The organism is Dehalobacterium formicoaceticum (assembly GCF_002224645.1).
Taxonomy (GTDB): Bacteria; Bacillota; Dehalobacteriia; order Dehalobacteriales; family Dehalobacteriaceae; genus Dehalobacterium; species Dehalobacterium formicoaceticum.
Genome location: NZ_CP022121.1, coordinates 2,267,225 through 2,285,421, shown reverse-complemented (window position 1 = coordinate 2,285,421; position 18,197 = coordinate 2,267,225). Strand labels below are relative to the sequence as shown.

Genomic DNA, 18,197 nt, shown 5'->3' with positions numbered 1-18,197 from the left:
TTTAACCTCCCTCCATTTCCTTGACAATTTCAAAAATAATACGTTCAACATCAAGACAAATATCATTGAATTTGTCCTTTAGTGCATCACTTAGCTCACAGCCAAATCCGGCTTCTGCTATTTCAATGCCAATAAAGCAGCCTTTCACAGGCTTAGAGTACAATCTCATCAAATCAAAGACGCTCATATCATGCTGAGAGTTGGTCTGTCCATAGGCAGTGATTGCTTTTTGCAACTCACATGAATGAACATTTCCCGCCCCTCCCCCTAAATATGAAGCATCCACGACAATAACAAAGTCATCTGCTCTTAATTGATGAAAGCAAAACTGAAAATCGGTTTCTGCAATTATGACTTCAATTCCTACTGATTCCCCTATTGATGCCAGTTTATTTCTTATGTTTTCTAGTACCGCGATAGCAATCCCATCATCCATCATCAGCCTGTTTCCAATACCAATTACTTTTATCATCTTAAAAACAATCCTATCAAAGTTATCAATGTTATCAAACCATTCTTAATTAATTACACCATTAAATATATATGCTTAAATTGGTATGAAAATTATAGAAACTCCAAAAAAAACTAGCATATTTAAGAAAAAAGGATGGTAAACATAAAAAAGCCGCCCTGGATATCCCAAGGTCGGCTGTCTATTTTATTTATACTTAATAAAAATTGAATAAAAGGATGAATTACGGACTCTTTACAGAAACCACTGGGGTCATGTAAAGCGTCTTTTCTTTTTTCTTGGATTCTCCTATTTTTTACCCAATCCAGCTAAAAACTCAACTGTCTCCGGATCGTAATGAGAGAAGAAGCAACTTTCTCCAGTATCAAGTTTCTCAATCCCTGCCATATCTTCATCTGATAGTATGAAGTCAAAAACATTGAAGTTCTCCACCATCCGCTCTTTGCGAGTGGATTTGGGAATAACCACAACGCCCTTCTGAATCAAGAAACGAAGTGCAGTCTGGGCCACGGTCTTGCCATGTTTCTCACCAATCTCTTTTAATGTCTGGTTCTGGAAGTAATCATTTTTGCCCTCAGCAAACGGGCCCCATGACATAATTTGGGTGCCGTATTTCCTCATAATTTCATGAGCCGCTTTCTGCTGTTGGAATACATGAGTTTCCACCTGATTGACCGCAGGCTGCACATTCACAAATGTGGAAAGATCAATAAAGCGGTCGGGGTAGAAGTTGCTGACACCAATAGCTTTTGCTTTCCCAGCCTTATATGCTTCTTCCATAGCACGATAGGTTCCGTAGTAATCATTGAACGGCTGGTGGATAAGCAGCAGATCAACGTACTCCGTTTGCAGCTTACGCAAAGATTCGTCGATAGATGTCTTCGCCTTTTCGTATCCGGCGTTGCTAATCCAGACCTTGGTGGTGATAAATAACTCCTCACGTGGAACACCGCTCTTTTTTATGGCATTACCAACACCATCTTCGTTGTAGTAAGCTTGTGCCGTGTCAATGGAGCGGTAACCTACCTCAATCGCATCCAGTACGCAGCGCTCACATTCTGCCGGGTCAACCTGATATACGCCATAGCCCAAAATCGGCATTTTAATGCCATTATTTAATGTAACAAATTCCATAAGATATCCTACCTTTCCATTTAGATATTTTCCTGTAATGTGATGTCTTTGTTAAATCTTTCTACATCCTTAAAAATCATGTTAAATCCATTTTTTAATGGCAGCTTGGGCGTCATTTACCTTTGCCCCATGAATTGCAAGCCCCTTCTCAACAATAGCGCCCTTACAGAGTTTTTTAATATCGCTCTCGCTTTTTCCCATGCCACTGCCCTCATGAGTGCAAAAGGGTTTAATCCGCTTACCGGTAAAATCAAAATGTTCGAGAAAGGTAAATACCGCCATAGGTATAGTCCCCCAATAATTGGGATAGCCAAGATAGATGGTGTCATAATTATTCAGGCTATCAGGATAAGCTTCAAGTTCAGGTCGTGCATCACGCTTCAGGTCAGCCTGTGCCTCGGCAATACACTCATTATAATCTGCTGAATATTTGACTAGCGGTTCTATTTTGAACAGATCCCCGCCTGTCAATTCCTGCATCATCTTTGCTGCAATCTCCGTATTTCCAACAGGAAGATTTTTAATCGCCCCATTAACATAGTTGTTTCCTGCGCGGGAGAAGTATACAATCAGCTGTGCCATAGTAACCTCCTTTTGAACTTTATAATTTCATTGCTTTATCTTTACAGGGTTTATCTTTACTGCTTTATTATACAGTCCTCATTCTTGACACGGAAGAACATATCTGATAGCATCATATCAACCGAAGGTTTATGCGATGAATGGAGGTAAATATGTATAATAGCCGGCTTACCACTTTTGTCTCTGTCGCAGACTATGGAAGTTTTACAAAAGCTGCAGAAAAATTATTTATCTCATCTACTGCCATTATGAAGCAAATTAATTCACTGGAAAAACACCTGAATCTAAAACTTTTTGAGCGAACGAATCAAGGTGTCAATTTAACGGAAGCAGGCAAGGTCATTTATAAACACTCAAAATATCTGTTTACATATTCGGATAAAGCGATTATGGAAGCCCGACAAATCATGGAGACAGCAGAGACCACATTTTGTGTCGGAACCTCGATACTAAATCCCTGTAAACCATTTATGGACTTGTGGTATCAAGTAGATGACTATTTTCCAGGGTATAAACTGAACATCGTTCCTTTTGAGGATAAGCATGAAGGTATTTTAACCGAGGTATCCGCATTGGGAGAAAAATTTGATTTTCTGGTTGCAGCCTGCGATTCAGCACAATGGCTGAACCGCTGCAATTTCTTTGAACTTGGAACCTATCAGATAGGCTGTGCAGTTCCTCGCGGACATTCCCTTGCTTCGAAACAGCAGATTGACATAACAGATTTATATGGTGAATCCCTAATGATTGTGAAACGTGGAGATTCCCATACTATTGATGAAATCAGAAATGAAATAGAACAAAACCATCCCCAAATTCACATCGAAGATACACCACAATTTTACGATATGGAAGTGTTTAACAAATGTGAGCAAACAAGACATCCCCTCTTAACTTTAGAATGTTGGAAAGATGTTCACCCTTCACTTGTCACATTACCGATGAGCTGGAATTATAGACTCCCATATGGGCTTCTGTATTCAATTGATCCAGAAGAGGATGTACTTAAATTTTTAGAGTTGCTTAAAAAAAGATAAATCTGTCTCAGATGCTTCTTTAAAATATCCCGTTTTCATTTTCTCATAAAGCTTTGTAAGCCTTTATCAATAGCTTCCTTAATAATCTTATGGCAACATACTCCCAATGGATTGTTTTCTCTACAATTAGAATTTTTCATTGCTCCTGTTATGGCATTTACTTCTTTTACGGTTTTCGCACCATGCTTTACAACTGCTTCAATTACCTGATCTTCTGTAACTTTGCTGCAATAGCAAGCATATTTAGGATCTGCATCTTTCTTGAACCAGATAGGCACTCTAACCTGGTTTTTTAAGAATTTTACTTCATTATCTAGGTTATAGTAAACAACATCGCACTCCTCATTCATGCAAATCTTATATTGATCCCCGTCAACAACATTACGATAATCATCTGTCACTAGATGTTCTACAGTTACTTTACTAACAGAAATCCCTTCATTATTACATATAGGGCAGGTCTTATGTCTTTTAGTTGTGTCTTCTGATTCACATCTGCATCGGCATTCATTAACGATTTCCATTGATGGTACCTCCACAATTAGATGATCTAGATCTTGAAATTAATCACTTTCCTTTAGTTTCCACTTTTGTTACTAAACAATTCTTTAAACCGTTTCACAGCAAATATGGCTACATCAATTAGCCATTTCCATAAAGACTCAAGGGGTTGCTTTTTCCAAAGATAGAGCTTGATGATCAGTAAGATCAGGAGCAGAACAAGTCCGGCAATCACAAAAACAACTGGAACAGGATTTTCTTCATACATCGCATTAGCGAATAATTGTATAGTTGCCCCATATCGCGAAATATAGTTGTTTGCTGGTGATGGCAATTCAACTATTGTTGCAGTTTTAACATCACCAATTTTTGCTATCATATAATGATAATAGCTATCTTTTGTCAAAAGCTCTGCTCCTGCACCGCCAGTAATAAGATAACGAACACCGTCTTTTGTGTATTCCAGATAGCTGTGAATATGAGATAAGTAAACAGTATCTACACGATAGGTACTCATGAGATTTTCGAACTTGGCCGCTTCATTTGGATCCTGGAAACCATGATTCATGCTTTTGCTTTCACTGTAGTTATTTAATTTTTCTTCCAACCAATTTCCGTTTTCTTTCACTTCATTTACATAATTTGGGATTTCATTTTTTGTTACATCACTTCGCGGGTCTTGAGGTGGTATATGGCTAATAACAAAAATACTTTTACCCTGTGCCTTTTTTAAATCATTTTCCAGCCAGGTATATTGTTCGTCTGAAATTGCTTGTTTTTCCGCCCAACCTGGGGATGAATCCAAAAACACAAAATGACTATCTGCGAAATCAAAAGAATAATAAGCGGGGCCGTACAACATGGTATATATGTCCCTGCCATTCCCACGAATATCATGATTGCCCATAGTCGTGCAAAGTGTCGTAGATATGTTTCCCACCGTCTTGTCAAACAATCTATATTGGTTTGGTTTTCCACTGAATACTAAGTCCCCATTGTCAATAACAAATACCGGATTTAATCCGTTTGCCTGCTGTATAATCTGTGCAAATGTATCATAACCGTCCCGATTATCCCCGAGTATTACATATTTATTTTTTCCCGAACTATCTGTTCCGGTCGGCTGTACGGGTTCGATATTAATGATTTCCCCGACATCAAATGCTACACTTAACTGCAAGGTGTTGACCGCCACTTTTGCAGTCGGTAGGTTGTTTGCAATAATACTCTTTGCATAGAAATCAGGGTTTATATTTTCAAGTCTCAACGAGATATTGCCAGTTGTCTTTCCTTTAATTTTCATAGAAGGCAGCGGTGATAATGCCCTGATAACAAGGCTTTTTGTTCCATTTTTATCCTTTTTGGTTCCTTTAATAAAGCCGCCATATACAGTTACTTCTACATTATTCATTTGATAAGATGAGGAAGAATCGTCTGGGTTGAACTGAAGAGGAACGCTTTCAAAATCGTTGTTTATTTTATAAGAGCTTTCAGCATTATATATAAAGACACCAACCCCTGCCGCAAGACATAAACATAAAGCAATTATCGTTATGTTAACAATCTTCTTTATTTTCATAGCTTCACCACTTTTTTTCATTTTTTTCACACCGTGTATCCGTAGCGCTTAGTTGAATATCGTCTGCGACATTCACATCGATATGAAGGATCTTCTAAAGATGTGTTAGGCTCATTCAGCACTATCTAACTTAAGCACAGCTTCATCTATGCTTGACAAAAAATAAATACTGTTTCCTTTGTTGCTTTCATATATAAAGTCCTTAAGAGGTTTGCTTGTGTATTTTGAGTAATCTCCGACAATGGCGACTTTTTTACGATAGTTGATGAACTTCTGCAATATTTCGCCTGCAATTCCGGTGCTTAAAACAAAAAACTCATCAGCCACGCATGACTTGTATATTATAAGTTTATCGCAATCAGTTTCGTATTGCGCAGACGCAATCAAATCTAATGCGGATTGAGCATCCTTGATAACAACCTCATCAGTAATAATCAGCGCAATGTCATTTTGTTTACCTAATATTTTATATTCCATGTTATGCTCCCCTTTATTTTGTAAATAATCTGACAAATAAACCTGTCCGGCGAATTCCTGTTTGTTTATATGTTCTATATTTATCACTATATAGTCCAGCCATGAGAAATTCAAGCATGGACTCTGAAATTCCGAATGTCATCTATGAAACGCCCGAAAAAAAGGGTCAAAAACCGTCCCTCGCTATTCTGTATGACACATATTCTGTATTACTTACTGCCACTATATAGCAACACTGAATAGTATGGTTGTAAATAGATATATTTATAAGAAGCAAAATATTTCCCTAGTAATGTCCTTATTATGTTAATCTTTAAATAATAAGGGAAAAGGCGGAACGGTCAGCAATTCTGACCGTTCCGCCTTTTCCGCGATGCATAAAATGAATGTTACTTATTTAACCCTTTTCGCCCAGTTCTGCATTGATCAAACGGAGGAGATGCAAATATTATATTGTTACCTGAGCTTACTCAGTCCCAAAATCAATATTAATAAACCAGGAATAAAAGCGGATTTCTTAATCAACTGATTATTTGCACTGAGCCGGCCTAGTCTAACTGCAGCAGGAAGGATGATAAATTTGCATAGCCCAACCATCAATGCTGTCCATAATGGGGGAAATCCGGCAAATGCAGCGGCAAAACCGGCCGCCAGGGCATCCATCGCCAAAGCAACCCCCAGGATCAAGGCTTCTTTCACGTCAATAGTACCGGACTTATCCATATCGGCGTGACCGGGCTCTTTCAGGATTTGGATCAAGATGCCTAAGGGAATGATCTTGAAACTCACCAGCACTTTCTTTTCCTCAGTTCCGGATAATGTTTCTTTCTTACTTTCCTCATTTCCCTCACTTTTCTCACTTCTTTGAACCCAAGCATGGATTAACATCAATAAGCCGATTCCGGATAATATTAAAGCACCTATCAAGCGGGCCGTTTCAAGTGGAATGAATGATACAATCACTTGGCCAAAAAACATTGATGCGGCTATCGCCGATGCGGATGTGAAACAAATGATCAACAAGGAGCGCATCGGTATAATAATATTCTTCATCCCATAGGCAAAACCGACGCCGAATCCGTCAATGCTGACTGCTAAGGCAAACAACAGTAAAGAAATAAACAGCATAATATTCCCTCCTAAAAACTCTGTCTTAATTAGTATATTGCCGGAGGGGAATTATGTGCTTCTTATCACTATGCCCTCTAAAGGGCATGGATGACGAAGACTTAAACTGATCTAAACGGTCGTTTTAGTTATTTGGTCGCTTATTCTTATTATTCCTCATACTGAACTCCCTTAGACAGCCCGGCTGACCGGCATTACTGCTTGGATATCTGCCTCCGGTAAAAAACCAAATAATAGGGAATATGCCAGGCTGTCCACACACAGCCATTTTCCCAGCTAGTCCGGTTATTGCATATCATCGCTAATTCAGATTCACGGCAATAACTTTTAAATTGGTCATCTCTTCGATTGCATATTTTACCCCTTCTTTTCCTATACCTGATTCTTTGATCCCGCCATATGGCCCGTTATCCACCCGATAGCTGGGTGCGTCATTAATAATGACCCCGCCGGTTTGGATAACCTTTGCCGCTTCCAATGCTTTATTGATATTTGAGGTAAAAACACCCGCCTGGAGGCCATACTTGGAATCATTAATTTTTTGCAGAGCCTCATCAAATTCCTTGAAGGTAGCGACACATAAAACAGGGGCAAAGACTTCTTCACACCACATTTTCATATCGGAAGTAATTTGATCAATAATGGTCGGTTCAAATAAGGCACCTTTAATTCTTTTCCCGCCATGTAAGACAAGGGCCCCCTGACGGGCGGCTTCCTCCACCCATGCTTCTGTGCGCAACGCTTCTTTTTCACTGATCATAGGGCCAATATCTGTCTCGGGATCAAAAGGATCTCCTACTTTTAGTTCTTTAACTTTTTCCAGCATTAAGTCCATAAAATCATTTTTTATTTTTTCTTCCACCAATACCCGCTGCACCGAAATACAAACCTGCCCGGCATTTGCCATTGCCATCCGGAGGCATTTTTCCACGGCTAAATCTAAAGAAGCATCGGCTGTGACTATTACACCGGAATTTGAGCCAAGTTCTAAGGAGCATTGACGCAAACCGGTTTTTTGGGCGATCTCTTTCCCCACCTTAGGGGAACCGGTAAAGGAATAAAAGGCAATATCCTGATTTTCCAACAGGGCATGGCCAATCTCTTCCCCCGCTCCGGGAACCAGATTGATATAGCCGGCAGGAAGCCCGGCCTCCTCCAAGATCTCGCACATCATAACTGAGGAAATCGGCGTTGCAGAAGCGGGTTTTAACACGACGGCGTTACCCGCAGCCAGCGCCGGACAAACCTTGTGGGCAACTAAATTAAAAGGGAAATTAAAGGGGGTAATGCATCCAATGACGCCTTTCGGTTGGCGCATGGTAAAACAAAAACGGTTTTCATTGCCTTGAATGGCATCAGCAGGTATGATCTCTCCCACAATGCGCTTGCTTTCTTCCGCGGCAATAATGAAATTGTTAATTACTCTCCCCGCCTCAACCTTTGCTTCTTTAAAGGTCTTGCCCACTTCTTGAGAAATGGTTTCAGCCACTTCATCTTGGCGCCTTTTCAGAATTTCCCCGCTATTCATCAGTATTTCGTAGCGCTGAAAAGGAGTCAAAGGTTTTTCTCGCCAGGCTTTATCGGCAGCAGCAACTGCCCCTCCAACAAGATCCGCATTGGCTGCTGCTATAGACGCAAAGGGCTTCAGGTGATACTTGTCCACAACATCAATCCATTTCCCGGTTTCAATCCATTCCCCATTGATTAAGATTTTATATTTTTTCATACTTTTCATCCCCTTTCCTTCCCCTCATTATTTCAATTAAATAGTTCAATTTAAAATTAATTCTCCTTTATCTGGCTTTATCCTGCAACAGATTTTTCAATTTAAACCACTGAAACCAATTTAACCAATTAAATCATTGGGACCAATCAGCCCAATTTAACGGAAATCCCCTCCTGTTATAAAACGATATTGCTTGTCTAGCTTGCCCCCGCGGGACGATGGACCTGTCCCCCTGTCCCCCTTCAGGTATATTTTTGGGTTGATATAGAATATAATGTGAGGTAAAATGTCACATATATTATTCGGTACTCTAATCAAAACTATCTCATATTGAGGAGCTGCATTATGAAATTATCCAAGGAATTTTTTATGGGTTATGGCATGGGTGAGGCAGCAGCCGGCTATTTGTCTCAGGCCGTCATGTTCCTGCTGGTTGTATTGCTCTGTGTGCTGGCTAATTTTGTGACGAAAAAAATCGTCTTGCGTTTGATCGCACATGTCATCAAAAAGAACAAACTCCAATGGGCCGATATTTTTCAGGAGCATAAGGTGTTCCATAAATTCTCCCATCTAGTACCGGCTATAATCATTTACTATTCTGCTCCTTCATTCCCAGCTTACCAAATCTGGATCGAAAAGTTTGTAATTTTTTACATTATTGGCGTAATTATTTCAGCCTTAAATGCTTTTCTCAATGCGGTAAACGATATTTATCAGAGCTTTGAAGTTTCCAAATCCAGGCCTCTGAAAGGTGTTATTCAAGTAATAAAGATCATGATCTTCATTGTTGGAGGCATCTCACTTGTCTCCATCCTCATCGAAAGGAGTCCCCTTCTGCTCTTAAGCGGTCTTGGTGCCCTTTCCGCAGTACTGATGCTGATCTTCAAAGATTCGATTTTGGGGTTTGTGGCAGGGGTGCAGTTGTCGGCCAATGATATGGTCCGCGTCGGGGATTGGGTGGAAATGCCGAAATACAATGGAGACGGCGAGATCGTAGATATTTCATTAACCACGGTGAAAGTTAAAAACTTTGATAATACGGTCACGATGATTCCCAGCTATGCCTTCATCTCCGACTCCTTCAAAAACTGGCGCGGCATGCAGGACAGCGGCGGCCGGCGCATTAAACGCTCGATCTATATCGATATTACCAGCATTCGGTTCTGCTCCCCGGAGATGCTGGAGCGCTTCAAGAAAATTCATTTTCTCACCGCCTACATCGAAAATAAAGAAATGGAGATTGCGGTTTACAATGCCCGCAATAAGATCGATCAAGCCGCCAGAGTAAATGGCCGAAGCTTAACCAACATTGGCACCTTTCGCATCTATATTCAAAATTACTTGCAGGATCATCCTCTGATTCATAAGGGCATGTCCATTATGGTGCGTCAGCTTGCTCCTGATGAAAATGGTTTGCCTTTGGAGATTTACTGTTTTACCAATGATATCCGCTGGGGGGCTTACGAGGCCATTCAGGCTGATGTCTTTGACCATCTCTTTGCGGTGGCACCGGAGTTTGAGCTGCGCATCTTCCAGAACCCCAGCGGTTTCGATATGCGCAGTGTCCTGATGCATAATGAAGATGATGTTGCGCAGAGCACTCTTTCCACCCTGGAAATTGCCACCCCTTACGAAGAAAGCACTGATTAACCTGGAACCTATATTATTGCTTGCAATAATTTATGCTGTCGTAACAAATGTTACATATTACCCTAGGAAAAGACTGTATAATTAGTGTATAATTAAGGTAATAAATTTCCTGATAAGGGGTGAAAATTATGATTGAACAGGTTTGTAATTTGAAAGTGACTGATGAAAAAACTGTAGAAAAACTGATTCAGGATGAAAATGTACATTATTTGCATATGGTTTTCCCAAAGGATCAAGGCCTACCCGAGCATTATTCAAATTCCAATGTCTATATGACTGTATTAAGAGGGAAATTATCCATTCAGCTTGATGACCAGGAAATTCACGAATATGAGGCAGGCTGTGTCCTGAAAATTCCCTATAAAACCAAAATGAATGTTAAGAACCTGCACGAAAATATCTTGGAAATAACGGTCCTTAAGGCACCGGCGCCTAAAAATTAATTACTAATCGCTAATCTTTAATCACTATTTACTATTAACTAAACATTAAGCATTAAGAATAAAATAAATTAGAAATAGGAGAATTGATGATGGGACAGGCAACGAAAGATCTGATCAATGAACATAATAGCATCTTACATGTGTTGGAAATATTGGATAAAATGATGGCAGATCAAACCAAGGCGGAGGATCTTAAACTGAGATATTATGATGAGCTGGTCTATTTTCTGAAGATATTTGCTGATAAATGCCATCATGGAAAAGAAGAAAATTATCTTTTTAAGGAATTAATCAGCAAGGGTGATGTAAGCGTGGGAGGATCCGTTAGTGAACTGCTTCAAGAACATGATCTCGCCAGGTCATATATTGGGCAAATGAATCAAGCCCTGGCAGAAAAGAGTTTGGTTGAGTTCAATAAGGCAGCTGTTCAATATCGGGATCTCTTAAGAAATCATATTGATAAGGAAAATAATGACTTATTTGTTATAGCCGACCGCCTTTTTGATGATGCTTTCCAGGATGAAATGTTTGAAAAATTTGAGCAGTTTGAAGAAGAAGTTATCGGTCATGGAGTTCATGAAAAGTTGCATCATATGATTCATAAGTGGTCAGAAGAATTTGCCGGATAAATCCGGCATTTTTCTTTTGATAAAGAAGGTGCTCTATTTAACCACTTAATCATGATGCTGTTTCAGATCAGCTCATTTTTAATTTCTTCATACTGATAACGGCTCATCCTAGCTTTCTTATGATAACCAAGAAACTCAATTTCAAAGGATCTGTTTTCCAATTTGGTAATATTGCTGATTTTTGCTTTGTTGACGATAAAGGATTGGTGTACCTTTAAAAAATTTCCATCAAGCCTTTGCTCCCACCCGCTAATGCTGTATCTTGTTGTGTAAGCCCGTTCTTTTGTATGTACGATGGTATTCTTTTCCGATTTCTCGATAAATAATATTTCTGTCGGATCGATAAAGACCGTTTGTCCTTTAAACTCCAAAATTATTTTTGAGGGTTTTTTATCCTTTTTTATCTTATCCGCAATCTTACTGATGGTTTCCGATATCTTTTCTCTTTTGACCGGTTTGAGGATATAGTCAAAGGGATGAACGGCGAATGCATCAATTGCATATTGGGCATAGCCTGTTACAAAGATAAAGTAAACCTCCGGCAGTTCATGGGAGATGCTCTTGGCTATTTCCAGACCGTTAGCCGGCTCATCTGCTCCAAGCTCAATATCAAGCATGGCAATATGAGGCCTGTGCTGCTTGGCGATCATCTGTGCCTGGGAACCGCTGGAGGTATCATAAACTTTTGTTACCTGTGGATTTTCCAATAATAATTTTTTAAAGAATCTTCTGGTATAGATTTCATCTTCAAGCAATAATATTTCAACCATAAACTCATTCCTTATTTTTTAACATTCCGGGGACATCCGGCTCATATAGAAACCATGTGCTGTTAGTACCCACTCCTGTTTGAGCGACAATTAATAAAAATGCGGCAAATACAAATGAAAGTTTATTTAATATTTTCATGTGATCAAATACCCTTCTAAATTTTCATATTAATATCATATACTACAATGTCGTAGAATAAGTTTCTTTAATTTGGCCTCTAATGCATCCTAAATAGTTGTCATTTTGATACCTGAGAGAATTGCATATTCGCAATTCTCTCATATTCTCTCATGTAAAATTCAAATATTTGTACACGCTAATAAATGAATCTTTGTCGTCCGCAACCAAAAAAATTCCCTCCGGTTAATGTGGCAAACGAAACGTCACCTTGCCACCTTTGAAACTTAAATTTCAAACCGAACTCCCTTAGGATCTATAAAAGTTGTACTTTTTACTTTATTATTCTCGTCTGTAATTATTTCTAATGTACTTTCATGCTCAAACAAAATGGTTTGATTTGCACCACCCTTTTTTTCCTGAATCAAATTTTTCTCCAGATCCAGCTCTACCACCTTTATTAACTGGTCATTCTCATCGGTTAGAATGTTATGACGGAAATTATATATGTGACTAATTTTTTTTGTTTTTATTTGTTTATCTTGTTGAATGATTCTTTCATAAAGATCTGGGAATACATCCTTTACAGAGGAATCTACAGTTTCCATAATCCAAGTTACGCCACCAATAGCTTCATTTTCAGTTAAAGCCTCTTCAATCATATTTCTTAAGTAAGCTATTTTCTCATCTTTATTTAGTGAATTATAATCTGCATGCATTTTTTCAAAAGGATTTTCTGTCTTATCTTCGGACTCCCTTGAGGTCCCTTCTTCTGGATATGATACGCTGCTTGTTGTAAGAAATAATGGAATAAAATTATCCAAGGCCAATTTTTCTTCTGGTATATCATTTGCAGTACCATCTGTGCTGTTTCCGCACGCAGTAAGATTTGGCAGTAAAACGAAAATAAAAAGCAGAAATAAACTTATGTTTTTTGATTTATTGGACATATAATCCAGCTCCTTTTTAATTCAAGTAGTAATAATAATTTAGAACCTTTCTTCAAAGGCTATATGTTATGTTGTATAGGAATTACTGGATTGGTTATCATCTCCTAATATACAATGGTACTCGATACTTACGTTACGCATTTTTCAATACCTGTAACTGTAAGAATGCCTATCTATGAGACCTATCCTTTGAAGTATGCCTTGAAAAAAAGGCCAAGAGCAAACACTATAAAGCCTTTAAAAGAAAAGGCTTTATACTAAAAGAAAGTAACATCGCTATACTCATTACAACTCCCAACAGTTTTTTCATCATTTCATTCTCCTTCATAACATAATAAATTGTTTCTAATCCTTTGACACTGATAAATTTCACCAAAATTTACGGAGTTTTTCTGATCCTTTCCTTTGCTTAGGTTGATGAATCAAAAACAGACAACTAAAATATTGAGCTTCATTTATCATGTGTTATAAATACTATTCATAAACATACCTCCCCCAGCCAAATTCTCTCCTATACTTCAGGCTTAGGAAGATTTATAATAACACTAAACCTAGCCTTTGCCTTGGGTAGAGGAGGGTGTGCTCCCGGACGAATCTGAACTTTCAGGTTGCCATGATTCGTCCGGGATTTGCTATCTACTTCACTTTGAGTTAACTGAACTATATCATTTTCTTCCAGGTATTTCTATAGGGATTGCCTATTTAGCCACTTTTAGGGTCTATTTAGCCACAACATGATAGTTTTATCATTGTTTTAATTTTTACTGCAGACTGGCTTGATAATAAAATCTAATAAACGATCTATGCTTTCTATCATTAGAAATCCTAAAGGTGTTATAAAAAAAATTGCACCTACTAGCCCATAAGCCACCCCATTGGCAAACGTATAGAGCTTACAATATAGGAAAACAATGATAACAACAAAGCAGGATATTAAAAATATCATAGCCTTTATTTTCTGCTTTAATCTTGATTCTCTGTCAATAATCATCTTTTTTTCTGTTCCAGCCGGTACCCATCTAATTATTGAGTATATTCCACACATGAATATGACAAAAAAAGCAGGCATGAGAAAATGCGGATCCATATTATAGGTTGCGACTTTCCCAAGGATTAATAATATTATTAAACTTCCTGCTAAACATCGATAGTAGGTCGATAAATGTACCCCGCCTCCGAAAAACCTGATACCCGCAAATGATATTGTGCCCAGCATCGTTGGATAAAGAATATTTAATAAACCTGAAATAAGCAATAACATCACTATTTTTAACAGCGAACCTAATAATAATTCTAGTGCATAGGAATATACTTCGATCTGCTCCTCATCAGCTAATTGGTGCTGTCCGATGCTCCTCGCTATTGTTAATGATATCTTTTTGACCATGTCTTATCCTCTCTTTGGGCAGCGATATAATAAATACAGTTTTCTCCTCCGATAATACCTGGATCTCGCCATTATACTCATCAACCAGTTTTTTTATGATGAACAACCCATACATAACTGCTTATTTTAGAATGTGATAAGGGATGTTTTCACACAGTCTGACATCCTCTTGACACCTCAATGAATATCCTTATTCTCACAATAGATATATACCAGGTCTTTCGTTTCCGGATCAATATAATATTGCAAATGTATTGTAAAGTAATGTCCTTCACGGAATATTTCTGTATCTCCATCAATAATTATTTGCCTGATCGCCTTATTTGTGGTTAATAATCCTTTTTTTATCGGTTCCTTATACTTCTCTAAAATGTGTCTCGCTTGGGGAGATGCTTCATTTATATATTTATTATAGAATTCATCTTCAAAAAAACACCCCAAATCCGAAACCGCACCGGGAAGCTCATGTTCATTGAGGAGGTATTCATCTAAAAAAACATCATAGATTATTCGGTTGTTTTCCGCATCTTTTCTTTCATTTAAAGCCACTACTTCACAATAAGTCGCAAGCTTCCATGAACCGGGCAGGGGGCTATAGACCTTTCCGTCAAAATCCCAACCTTTACCAATATTGCTAGGCGAATGGTCGATATCTTTTACTTTAAAAGTAAGCGTCAAATCAAACCCACATATTCGTCCTTTTCTTACTATGAGATAATGAATTCGAAAAGAGGGACAAAACCTCCTCCATGACAATCACAAGGAAGTGAGTGTGGCTATGATGTTAGGCCGAGTAGACACGGTTTATCTTGCAGCCGGCGCAACGGATCTTCGCAAGTCTATCGATGGCTTGGCTGTAATCGTGCAAGAGCATTTCCGCTTGGATCCATTCTCTAGGCATCTTTTTGTCTTTTGTAATCGCAAAAAGGACAAAGTCAAAGTCCTAGAATGGGGTGGCGATGGATTCTGGCTCCATTACAAGCGCCTCGAGAAAGGACACTTTCAGTGGCCAGATGGCAATAGCCAGTCACTTGCTGTCAGCCAGCGAGAATTTCGATGGCTGCTCGATGGTTTACCCCTTCATCAGGCAAGTGCCAATCCGGAAATAAGCGAGAGAATCATCATATAAAAACTGCGAAAAACCTTGATTCTATGCGGTTTTTGGCTATCTTTCATTAGCGAAAAATGATATAATAAAGCCATGGAAAACATAACTGAATCAGACGCAAACCATCCTCAAACGGATGAACATATACAAAGTCTTAAGGACAAAATTTCTGTTCAAGAGCACCAAATCGAAGAGTTGTCCGCTAAGCTGAAATGGTACGAAGAACAGTTCCTTTTAAGCCAGAAGCGGCGATTCGGTGCATCCAGCGAGAAAACCAATCCAGATCAATTAAGTTTCTTCGATGAAGCGGAACAAGAAGCCGATCCTAAGGCATCTGAACCAACGGTTGAGGAAATTACATATAAAAGACGCAAGACCAAGGGCAAGAACGACAAAATGCTTGATGATCTTCCCGTAGAGACTGTGGAATACCCCTTATCGGATGAAGCACAAACTTGCCCACAGTGTGGTGAGCATTTACATCAGATGAGTAAAGAAATCCGAAAGGAGATCAAGGTTATTCCAGCTCAGGTTAAGGTAGTCAAACACGTGCGACACGTATATACATGCCGTAACTGTGAGAAAAATGACATCTCCACGCCGGTGATCACTGCACCCATGCCTGCCCCTGTGCTTCCGGGTAGCTTTGTCTCACCGTCTTTAATGGCGTTTGTGATGGATCGAAAATATACTCTTGCTGTTCCGCTTTACCGCCAGGAGCAGCAATTCAAACACTTTGGTATCGATTTATCTCGCCAGACACTGGCCAACTGGATGATTCACGGTGCGAATGATTGGCTTGTTCATCTGTACAACCGCATGCATACCAAGCTAATTGGGCATGAGATTTTACATGCGGATGAAACGATATTGCAAGTGCTGCGTGAAGAAGGAAGAACAGCCGCTAACAAATCATATATGTGGCTGTATGCTACAGGTCATACGGATGTGCCGATCTATCTTTATGACTATCGTACGACCAGAGCCAGTAAGCATCCGCAAAACATGCTTGACGGTTTTAATGGATATTTGCATACTGATGGCTATATAGGGTATAACGGCATTCCAGGTGTCAAACCGGTCGGTTGCTTCGCTCATGCCAGAAGGTATTTTTCTGATGCACTCAAAGCCTTGCCAAAAGGCTCCGACCAGACATCTTCTGTTGCGAAAGAAGGGCTGGATTATTGTAACCAGCTTTTTCACCTAGAGCAAGGGTTCAAGGATCTGGATGCTGACGAGCGATACGACAAGCGTTTGGAACAAAGCAAACCGGTTCTTGATGTCTTCGAAGCCTGGTTAAGAACGAAGAAAAGACAGGTTCTTCCGAAAAGTGCTTTAGGAAAAGCCATTGATTACAGCCTGAAGCAGTGGGATAAACTGTGCGCGTTCTTGCTTGATGGTCGGCTGGAAATCAGTAATAACCGAGCAGAACGAGCCATCAAGCCTTTCGTAATCGGAAGAAAAAACTTCCTCTTCAGTAACACTCCGAAGGGTGCTACGGCCAGTGCAATCATCTACAGCATGATTGAGACGGCAAAGGCCAACCATCTGAGCCCTTTTCATTATTTGACGTATCTATTTGAGAAGTTGCCCAACATTGACTTGGGAAATATGGCTCAACTGGATGCTTTGCTCCCATGGTCGGACACGCTTCCGGAATCCTGCAAAGTTTCTTCAAATAACTGATAGCGTCTTAACGACATCAGAGAGAAGTTTGGGATTGAATCCCGGACGCACTTCAATAGTTGCTTTGCCTACACGAACGGGCAAAGCTTCTTGAGGTTCGCTTACTTCTAACCCGCCGATCTCCACGGAAAGCCACTGCATTTTCTTCTCTGCTGACTTGCTTTCTGACTTAAACTTACGCATCCAGTAGCGCAGCTGATTGATCTTCAATTCATGTGCTGTGCACCATGCTGTAGCCGTTTGGCCACTCGATTTAAATTCATTCACCCTGGATTTCCACATTTGGCACTTTTCAACTTTGGTCAATGAGCAGGCCTCCTTATAGTTATCATGGAGACATTATCTCATAGCTAGATTCAAAAGAATATGTGGGTAGTATTTGACGCTTACCTTTAAAATGATTAAAAACGAACTGATCTAAATAGTAAGTGGTAAAACCGCCATTCTCACCACCAATAAGGGCGTCATCCATACGACACAACAACCAGGCATACTCTAAATAAGTTTGGGCAACCGAAGGGGGAGCGTTGAGAGGAAAATCAGGAATAAAATCAAACCGGTTATTCCAAGCCAAATCAAAGTATTTTTCACGCAGTTCAGGGGTAATCGTTATTTCCGTTATAGTATTGCCCTCTATATCGCGGTTGCCTTCGCTATTGATTTTATCGTTCACGATATTACAAGCGGCGATAACAAACACCAATATAACCAATATAAAGATAATAATATAGGTACAAACTTTTCTCCTCAATGTTAACTCCTCCTTTTAATCATATACTAATATCAGCACTAATGTATTAACTCGCTGAAATTCATATTA

The 18,197-nt window shown here is 39.4% G+C and carries 21 protein-coding genes; 6 read left to right on the top strand and 15 right to left on the bottom strand.

The annotated features are described in order from the left end of the window. Nucleotide 1: 1 nt before the first annotated feature. From CEQ75_RS11100 to CEQ75_RS11090, 3 genes are all read right to left on the bottom strand, one after another. Entirely contained in the window at nt 2-472 is a 471-nt protein-coding gene (locus CEQ75_RS11100) for a hydrogenase maturation protease (RefSeq protein ID WP_089610649.1), read from the bottom strand. Nucleotides 473-760: 288 nt separating this feature from the next. Continuing rightward, the gene (locus CEQ75_RS11095) at nt 761-1,606 is read right to left on the bottom strand and encodes an aldo/keto reductase (protein WP_089610647.1); all 846 of its coding nucleotides are present in this window, start codon (nt 1,604-1,606) and stop codon (nt 761-763) included. A gap of 81 nt (nt 1,607-1,687) precedes the next feature. After that, on the bottom strand, nt 1,688-2,188 hold the full coding sequence (locus tag CEQ75_RS11090; RefSeq protein WP_089610645.1) for a flavodoxin: 501 nt from the start codon (nt 2,186-2,188) through the stop codon (nt 1,688-1,690). Nucleotides 2,189-2,340: 152 nt separating this feature from the next. Between CEQ75_RS11090 and CEQ75_RS11085 the strand changes: the two genes are divergently transcribed. Continuing rightward, nucleotides 2,341-3,225, top strand: a complete 885-nt coding sequence (locus CEQ75_RS11085; protein ID WP_089610643.1) for a LysR family transcriptional regulator — start codon at nt 2,341-2,343, stop codon at nt 3,223-3,225. Nucleotides 3,226-3,260: 35 nt separating this feature from the next. On the opposite strand, the gene CEQ75_RS11080 is transcribed toward CEQ75_RS11085, so the two are convergent. The 5 genes from CEQ75_RS11080 to CEQ75_RS11060 all read right to left on the bottom strand — a co-directional run bounded on the left by CEQ75_RS11080 (nt 3,261) and on the right by CEQ75_RS11060 (nt 8,636). After that, on the bottom strand, nt 3,261-3,749 hold the full coding sequence (locus CEQ75_RS11080) for a Csac_0668 family 2Fe-2S cluster-binding (seleno)protein (protein ID WP_089610641.1): 489 nt from the start codon (nt 3,747-3,749) through the stop codon (nt 3,261-3,263). A gap of 53 nt (nt 3,750-3,802) precedes the next feature. After that, on the bottom strand, nt 3,803-5,326 hold the full coding sequence (locus CEQ75_RS11075) for a metallophosphoesterase family protein (RefSeq protein WP_242965471.1): 1,524 nt from the start codon (nt 5,324-5,326) through the stop codon (nt 3,803-3,805). Nucleotides 5,327-5,416: 90 nt separating this feature from the next. Next, nucleotides 5,417-5,782: a DUF4180 domain-containing protein gene (locus CEQ75_RS11070; RefSeq protein ID WP_089610639.1), complete on the bottom strand. Its 366-nt coding sequence runs from the start codon at nt 5,780-5,782 to the stop codon at nt 5,417-5,419. 456 nt (nt 5,783-6,238) lie between these two features. Beyond that, nucleotides 6,239-6,910: a sporulation membrane protein YtaF gene (ytaF, locus tag CEQ75_RS11065; RefSeq protein ID WP_089610637.1), complete on the bottom strand. Its 672-nt coding sequence runs from the start codon at nt 6,908-6,910 to the stop codon at nt 6,239-6,241. A 301-nt stretch (nt 6,911-7,211) separates the two neighbouring features. Next, on the bottom strand, nt 7,212-8,636 hold the full coding sequence (locus tag CEQ75_RS11060; RefSeq protein ID WP_089610635.1) for an aldehyde dehydrogenase family protein: 1,425 nt from the start codon (nt 8,634-8,636) through the stop codon (nt 7,212-7,214). 345 nt (nt 8,637-8,981) lie between these two features. On the opposite strand from CEQ75_RS11060, the gene CEQ75_RS11055 reads away from it, so the two are divergent. The 3 genes from CEQ75_RS11055 to CEQ75_RS11045 all read left to right on the top strand — a co-directional run bounded on the left by CEQ75_RS11055 (nt 8,982) and on the right by CEQ75_RS11045 (nt 11,358). After that, on the top strand, nt 8,982-10,286 hold the full coding sequence (locus CEQ75_RS11055) for a mechanosensitive ion channel family protein (protein WP_089610632.1): 1,305 nt from the start codon (nt 8,982-8,984) through the stop codon (nt 10,284-10,286). Between the two features lie 128 nt (nt 10,287-10,414). Then, nucleotides 10,415-10,729: a cupin domain-containing protein gene (locus CEQ75_RS11050; RefSeq protein ID WP_089610630.1), complete on the top strand. Its 315-nt coding sequence runs from the start codon at nt 10,415-10,417 to the stop codon at nt 10,727-10,729. Between the two features lie 86 nt (nt 10,730-10,815). Beyond that, nucleotides 10,816-11,358, top strand: coding sequence for a hemerythrin domain-containing protein (locus CEQ75_RS11045; RefSeq protein ID WP_089610629.1), 543 nt, complete (start codon nt 10,816-10,818; stop codon nt 11,356-11,358). 62 nt (nt 11,359-11,420) lie between these two features. Here CEQ75_RS11045 and CEQ75_RS11040 read toward each other — a convergent pair whose 3' ends face one another. From CEQ75_RS11040 to CEQ75_RS11020, 5 genes are all read right to left on the bottom strand, one after another. Then, entirely contained in the window at nt 11,421-12,128 is a 708-nt protein-coding gene (locus CEQ75_RS11040; RefSeq protein ID WP_089610627.1) for a LytR/AlgR family response regulator transcription factor, read from the bottom strand. Between the two features lie 4 nt (nt 12,129-12,132). Next, nucleotides 12,133-12,267 (bottom strand): cyclic lactone autoinducer peptide, encoded by a 135-nt coding sequence (locus CEQ75_RS19550; RefSeq protein ID WP_089610625.1) that lies wholly within the window; start codon nt 12,265-12,267, stop codon nt 12,133-12,135. 266 nt (nt 12,268-12,533) lie between these two features. Then, entirely contained in the window at nt 12,534-13,196 is a 663-nt protein-coding gene (locus CEQ75_RS11030) for a hypothetical protein (RefSeq protein WP_089610623.1), read from the bottom strand. Nucleotides 13,197-13,950: 754 nt separating this feature from the next. After that, nucleotides 13,951-14,583, bottom strand: coding sequence for an accessory gene regulator ArgB-like protein (locus CEQ75_RS11025; RefSeq protein WP_089610621.1), 633 nt, complete (start codon nt 14,581-14,583; stop codon nt 13,951-13,953). A 177-nt stretch (nt 14,584-14,760) separates the two neighbouring features. Next, nucleotides 14,761-15,261, bottom strand: coding sequence for a hypothetical protein (locus CEQ75_RS11020; RefSeq protein WP_089610619.1), 501 nt, complete (start codon nt 15,259-15,261; stop codon nt 14,761-14,763). 100 nt (nt 15,262-15,361) lie between these two features. On the opposite strand from CEQ75_RS11020, the gene tnpB reads away from it, so the two are divergent. Further along, nucleotides 15,362-15,712, top strand: a complete 351-nt coding sequence (tnpB, locus tag CEQ75_RS11015; protein WP_089610481.1) for an IS66 family insertion sequence element accessory protein TnpB — start codon at nt 15,362-15,364, stop codon at nt 15,710-15,712. Nucleotides 15,713-15,784: 72 nt separating this feature from the next. After that, entirely contained in the window at nt 15,785-17,377 is a 1,593-nt protein-coding gene (tnpC, locus tag CEQ75_RS11010; RefSeq protein WP_089610479.1) for an IS66 family transposase, read from the top strand. Here tnpC and tnpA read toward each other — a convergent pair. Both tnpA and CEQ75_RS11000 read right to left on the bottom strand, forming a co-directional pair. Beyond that, nucleotides 17,366-17,683 (bottom strand): IS66 family insertion sequence element accessory protein TnpA, encoded by a 318-nt coding sequence (gene tnpA, locus CEQ75_RS11005; RefSeq protein WP_089610477.1) that lies wholly within the window; start codon nt 17,681-17,683, stop codon nt 17,366-17,368. The genes tnpC and tnpA overlap by 12 nt on opposite strands. A 22-nt stretch (nt 17,684-17,705) precedes the next feature. Continuing rightward, nucleotides 17,706-18,128 carry a hypothetical protein gene (locus CEQ75_RS11000; protein ID WP_089610617.1) on the bottom strand — a complete coding sequence of 141 codons (423 nt, stop codon included), beginning with the start codon at nt 18,126-18,128 and terminating at the stop codon, nt 17,706-17,708. Between the last annotated feature and the right edge of the window lie 69 nt (nt 18,129-18,197).